7 protein-coding genes are annotated in these 5,726 nt (G+C 57.1%); all 7 read left to right on the top strand.

The genetic code is table 11. The features are described 5' to 3' along the window. The first annotated feature begins 302 nt into the window (after positions 1–302). Positions 303–716, top strand: a complete 414-nt coding sequence (locus NP603_RS21530) for a gp436 family protein (protein ID WP_256612923.1) — start codon at positions 303–305, stop codon at positions 714–716. A 138-nt stretch (positions 717–854) separates the two neighbouring features. Continuing rightward, positions 855–1,280 carry a phage tail terminator protein gene (locus NP603_RS21525; RefSeq protein WP_256612922.1) on the top strand — a complete coding sequence of 142 codons (426 nt, stop codon included), beginning with the start codon at positions 855–857 and terminating at the stop codon, positions 1,278–1,280. A gap of 10 nt (positions 1,281–1,290) precedes the next feature. After that, complete coding sequence (locus NP603_RS21520; RefSeq protein WP_256612921.1) at positions 1,291–1,446, top strand: hypothetical protein; 156 nt, start codon at positions 1,291–1,293, stop codon at positions 1,444–1,446. 2 nt (positions 1,447–1,448) lie between these two features. After that, positions 1,449–2,612, top strand: coding sequence for a hypothetical protein (locus tag NP603_RS21515; protein WP_256612920.1), 1,164 nt, complete (start codon positions 1,449–1,451; stop codon positions 2,610–2,612). 23 nt (positions 2,613–2,635) lie between these two features. Continuing rightward, complete coding sequence (locus tag NP603_RS21510) at positions 2,636–3,010, top strand: phage-derived protein YdaY family protein (protein ID WP_256612919.1); 375 nt, start codon at positions 2,636–2,638, stop codon at positions 3,008–3,010. Beyond that, positions 2,971–3,348 (top strand): DUF1799 domain-containing protein, encoded by a 378-nt coding sequence (locus NP603_RS21505; RefSeq protein ID WP_256612918.1) that lies wholly within the window; start codon positions 2,971–2,973, stop codon positions 3,346–3,348. The genes NP603_RS21510 and NP603_RS21505 overlap by 40 nt, the downstream gene beginning before the upstream one ends. Continuing rightward, the coding region (locus NP603_RS21500) for a tape measure protein (RefSeq protein WP_256612917.1) at positions 3,345–5,726 on the top strand (2,382 nt) is incomplete at its 3' end. The genes NP603_RS21505 and NP603_RS21500, both read left to right, overlap by 4 nt.

Raw genomic sequence — 5,726 nt, 5'->3', positions numbered from 1 at the left:
GGCATCTGCACAGTTATTGTCTCCGTCTAGCGGCCAAAATATCACATACAGATTACGGTCTGGCGGAGGAAATGATGCCGTTGGCGCCCACCCTGTGGGAACGAGTAATGTATTCGAGCTAACGGGTAATTGTGCTGATTTGCAGTTTGACGTTACGCAGGTCGCGCGCCTGAATGGCTCTATTTTTTACAACACTAACGCGGCAGCGGGGACGCTTGGACAGGCTGGGTTGGTTGTTGGCTCCAGCACGTCGGCAAATGGTTGGAAGTTGCTTGCGGACCCAACAAAATCGTACTGATTAGATGACCTATTGCACCCAATCCGACCTAGAAACGCTTTGCGGCGAATCCGAGTTGATCCAACTGACCAACCCGGACGATCCCGGCGCGACGACGATCGACGCCGGCCAGGTCGAGTGGGCCATCGCCGCCGCCGAGGCGCGGATCAATCGCTACATCGGCCCATTCCTGCCGCTGAGCAACGTGCCTGCCGATTTCAAGCAAATCGCCTGCGACTTTGCCCGCTATTTTTTATACCGCAATTCGCCGACCGAGCACGTGCGGCAGCAATACGAAGATGGCATCGCGTACCTGGAAAAAGTCGCCGCCGGCAAAATCCCGATCGGGCCGGACAACGCCGGCAACACCGCCGAGCCGGATGATGCCGGCGTGGCCATCATCGCCCAGCCGTCGGTATTCTCCGACCTCGATTATTAGCCGATCCACCGCACAACCCGCGAGCGAAATAGAACGATCTACCCGGTCGCATGTGTAAAGACCGGGGGCACGGACGCCGCCCCCATCTGTTAAACCCCTTTAACCCCGCCCCGCTAGACCGGCCGCTACACTGCGGCCATGATCAATATCCGCCCCGTCCTCGAAACGCGCATTCGCGGCCAAATCGCTAACCTCGGCGAGGTCGCCGGCGCCAGCAGTTTGGCCGAAATTTTGAAGGGCCGGCTGACTCATCGCGGCGTCTACATCTACCCGGAGCGCAAAACAGCAGAGCCTAACCGTGTGATCGGTGCCGTATCTCAGCGCGTGTCGGTGCAATTCGGCATTGTCAGCGTGGTGCGCAACGTGAGAGATAGCCGCGGCGCCGATGCCGCCGACGTGAGCGCCGTGCTGCAAGACGAAATCGAAGGCGCGATGCTGGGCTGGCTCCCGCACGGCAATTTCGATGGGTTCGAGTTCGCCGGCGGCCGGCTGGTTTCGATGCTGGGCGGGTATTTCATCTGGCTCGACAGCTACCGTACCGTCACGCATATCAGATCCATTTAAGGAGCCCCCAATGGCCACTACCCCGAAACAGCCCGTTGACCGGGACGACAAGCAAGACCCAGCCGCCGATACCAAGCCGACGCCGCCGGAACACGATCCGGGGCATGGCCGTTGGATACTCGATCCGGTAACCGGCAAAAAACGCAATAACCACGAAGGGGCGTAACCATGTCGCTATTAATGAACAAACGCGTGTTGATCGCGAAATTGGAAACAGTGTATGCGGCCGATGCCTCGCCGATCGGCGCGGATGCGATCCTGTTGCGCAATCTGAACGTGATGCCGCTCGAAGGCGACGTCGTCCCCCGGGATTTTATCCGGCCGTATTTCGGCGCATCCGGAGAGATCAGGGTTTCCAACTATGCCAAGATCGACTTCGAGGTCGAGTTGGTCGGTTCCGGCACGGCCGGCCAGGCCGCGCCTTGGGGCAAGCTGTTAAATGCCTGCGGCTTTACCGAGACCTTGTTGGCCGCAGCCGTGACCGGAACCGCGCAAGTGGGCGGTTCTACCTCGTCGATCAAGTTGGCGGCCGGCGCTTCGGCGGTGGACGGCGCTTATAACGGCGCAACGATCAGCATTACCGCCGGCACAAACAATGGCACGTCGCGCGAGATCATCAGTTACAACGGCACGACCAAAATCGCCACGGTCTCTAAACCCTGGTCGTCGGCGCCGGATGCTACCAGTAACTACAGCATTGGCGCCATGGCGCAATACGCGCCGAGTAGCTCGTTCGGCACCAATACCTCGTTGACCTTGTATTTCAACCAGGATGGCGTACGCCATATTTTGCTGGGCGCGCGCGGCACGTTCTCGATGGATTTGTCCGCAAAAGCGTTACCGGTGATGAAGTTCAGCTTTACCGGTTTACTCGGCACCATTTCCGACGCGGCATTGCCGTCCGTTTCATTCGCCGGCTTCCAAGAGCCGCAGACGGTGTCGACTGCGAATACCACCGATTTGAATCTGCAGGGCTTCAATAGCGCAATTCTGGAAAAACTGACCTTCGATGTGGCCAATAGTGTGGTTTACCGGCAATTGGTCGGCGCCGAGTCGGTTTTGATCACCAATCGCAAGCCGGTCGGTAGCGCGACGATCGAAGCAGTGACCGTCACGACCAAAGACTGGTGGACCAGTGCCAAGAACGCCGCGACGGGCGTGTTCGGGATTAAGCACGGCCTGACGCCCGGCAACATCATTTCCGTGACATCGCAATCGATGCAGATCACCCAGCCAAAATACGCCGATTCCGATGGTATCGCCATGTTCGAATTCGGCATGCAATTCATGCCGATCAACGGCAACGACGAATTGATCATCGTCGCGAAGTAATTTTTTAACCACAGGAAAACGACATGTTCAAAATTGCTGGCCAATCCGACCAAATCAAGTATCCGGTCAAAGTGCAATTCATCGAAGAAAGCGGAAAAACTGTTCCCAAAACGTTCACCGCCCATTTCCCCCGCTTGTCGCAGTCTGAGATTGACGACCTGGTCAGTCGCGCCAAACCGGCCGACACCGCGAATCCGTTGAGTGTCGACGACCGGCTGACCGATGACGAGCTGGCTCGAATAATCCTGATCGGCTGGGACGATGTGACCGACGACCAAGGCCAACCGGTGGAGTTCTCGCCAGCCATGCGCGATAAGCTGTTGGATATTCACCCGGTGCGCCCGGCCGTGATCGCGGCGTGGTTCGAGCAGATCACCGGCGGCAAAAGAAAAAACTAATCGAGGCGGCGCGCTGGTGGGCCACCGGCGGTGCCGCCCAGGCCGCTCAATTCAGCGCCGATTGCGCGGCGCTAAACATTCAATTGCCGGCAGGATTCGAACAGCCTGCCACGCATTTTGTCGTCGATCCGGAGAACTGGGATACGGTGATGATGTTCGTATCGCTGTCAACGCAGTGGCGGATCGTTGGCATGGGCGACGTAATCGGTCTGGATTACGCGGCGGTCGATGCCGTGTTCCGGATTCGGCGCATTAAAAACCGTGCGACCTTGTTCGAAGGTTTGCAAGTGATGGAAGAAGCGGCATTGGCCGCATTCAGAGAGGCGAAACCGAAATGAGCGACATGGAACTGAAGCTGAAGATCACAGCAGACGGCAAAGTGGCCGTTGCTTCCGTGAATCAAGTCGATCAGTCCGTCGTCGATTTGGGCAAGGATGCCCAAAAAGCTGGCGCCGATATGGCGTCCGGTATGAATACCGCTAACCGTTCGGCCCAAGAACTGAGCCGCGGTATGGCGTCCGTCAAGTCTCAAGCCGCTGAACTCGGTTCCGTCGCACGTGCGCAAATTGCCAATATGGCCGGCGGCATTTTGTCGGTGGGCGTAGCCGCGACATTGGCCCGTGACATTCTCAACACCAACCGCAGCATGGAGATGCTGCGAGCGCAACTTACTTCTCTAACCGGTTCGGCTCAAGCCGGCGCCGCCCAATTCAAGTTGATTCAAGATTTTGCCACGCGCACGCCGTTCGAAATTAACGGACTGACTAACGCGTTTATCACGCTACAAAATATGGGGCTGAATCCGTCCCGCGAGGTAATGCAGGCGCTAACCGACCAGGCGAGCAAGTTAGGCGGTAGCCAGGAAACATTGCAAGCGATCGTATTGCAGTTGGGCCAGGCATACAGCAAAGGCAAGTTGCAGCAGGAAGACATGGTGATTCTGGCCGAGCGCGGTATCCCCATCTATAAGCTGGCCGGCGAAGCTCTGAACAAGACTGGCGCGGAAATCATGGAAATGTCGGAAAAGGGCGAAATGGGCCGCGATGCGATCGACGCCATCATCAAGAAGATGGGCGAATTGGCGAGCGGTAGCAACGCCACGGCGATGGAAACCCTTTCCGGCAAAATATCGAATCTGTCCGATGCCTGGCACCAATTTGAAGATACCCTATTGCAGGACAAAAGCGAAGGCCTGATTAAGTCCATAGTCAGCGGCTGGACCGAAACGCTAAATCTTTTCACCCGCGAGCTGTCCAGCCAGGTCGACGACCAAATCGCAACCATAGAGCAGCGGCTGAAATTCCGTAATTTCGGGTTTCTCGGCAAGTTCGCTTACTCCGTTGCCGGCGCCACACCGTTTTCCAATACCTATCGGGAAGATATCGCGCTGCTCGATATGTTGAAAAAGCAAAAAGTGGCCGAAGACGATTTGGCTAACGCGCAACGTCAACGGGCCGCCAGCCAATCGGCGATTGCCCAAACTCAACAATGGTTGGACGAAATTGAAGGCGTCGATAAGGCCAACGCCAAAGCCGAAGCCAAAAAACGCCATGCCGCGGCTGAGCATGCCGCGCAACAGGCGATCAATAAAGCCAAGCAGGAAGCGCTGCGCATCGAAGAGCGGTACCAGGAGCTGCGCGATCTCTCCAGAACCACAGACCAGGTATTTATTGATACCGTCGCCGAGTACACCAAGGCATTCAATAGCCGAAACATCAGCCTGGAACAGTACATCAATCTGCTGGCGAAGGCCGACGACGCTAGGGATAAGTCGTTGCAGAAAGCCAATCCCACGGTGCAAGCGGTACCGCATTTTTATGAAGGCGGGATGAGCCAGGCCAATTATTCGGCGGCGGATAAGGCGATCAATGCCGAGTTGGATTCGGCGGCAAAGGCAGCCGAGGACTACGACCGCTGGCTGGCTAAAATAGATCAGCGTCTGAGCAAAATGGGCGATATCAGCGGCGCGGTATTCGATAGCCAGTTGGGCGGTATCAGTGCCGTTGCCGGCGCGTTTGAAGACCTGCAGGAAAAGATGGCCGGTTATGCGCAAACGCTGGTGGAAATTCAGGACGAATCGCGCAAATTCTCGAAGGACCAGACCGGTAACGCGAAGATTTTGGCTGATTTGAAGAAGCGTGAAGACCAGGTGAATCAGGACATGCTGGGCAGCCAACTGGAAGGCGTGCGCCGTCTGACCGGCGCCACCGCGAATATGTTCGCCGAGGGCACCAAAGGCCGCCAGGCGATGCACGCGGTGGAAATGGCACTGAGCGCGGTCGAGATGGCGCAAAAGCTGGGCATGTTATCGGTCGATGGCGCAGCGGCTACTCTGAACCAAGGTAAGGGTGATCCATATACCGCGTTTGCGCGGATGGCGGCCATGGCGGCTTTGGTGGCATCAATCATATCTTCCGTTAAGGGCATCGGCGGTTCCAGCACGGTCCGTGTTGACGGCGCTGCAACATCACAAGCGCCGACCAGCGGAACCGTGCTCGGCGATCCTTCGGCAAAATCGGAGTCGATCAACAACACCTACCAGCTTTTACAGGATATCCACGCCAAGGAATATCGCGAACTGCGCGGTATCAACACCGGCGTGGCAGCGTTGAAGACCGGCATTAACGATACCGTGACCAAATTGTTTCAAGCCGGCGGCCTGAAAACTCCGTACGTGGCCGGCCTGGGTTCATCGCTACCTTTCAATATGTCGGCG

Origin of the sequence: Methylomonas aurea, from assembly GCF_024505045.1 — a bacterium.
In the GTDB taxonomy this organism is placed as follows: Bacteria; Pseudomonadota; Gammaproteobacteria; order Methylococcales; family Methylomonadaceae; genus Methylomonas; species Methylomonas aurea.
Note: the sequence above shows the minus strand (reverse complement) of the source record. Positions and strands in the feature narration are given on the sequence as shown.

Bases quoted from the DNA above. Each gene is read 5' to 3' on its own strand.
- NP603_RS21515 (WP_256612920.1), top strand. From the start codon at position 1,449: ATGTCGCTATTAATGAACAAACGCGTGTTGATCGCGAAATTGGAAACA.
- NP603_RS21525 (WP_256612922.1), top strand. From the start codon at position 855: ATGATCAATATCCGCCCCGTCCTCGAAACGCGCATTCGCGGCCAAATC.
- NP603_RS21530 (WP_256612923.1), top strand. From the start codon at position 303: ATGACCTATTGCACCCAATCCGACCTAGAAACGCTTTGCGGCGAATCC.
- NP603_RS21520 (WP_256612921.1), top strand. From the start codon at position 1,291: ATGGCCACTACCCCGAAACAGCCCGTTGACCGGGACGACAAGCAAGAC.
- NP603_RS21510 (WP_256612919.1), top strand. From the start codon at position 2,636: ATGTTCAAAATTGCTGGCCAATCCGACCAAATCAAGTATCCGGTCAAA.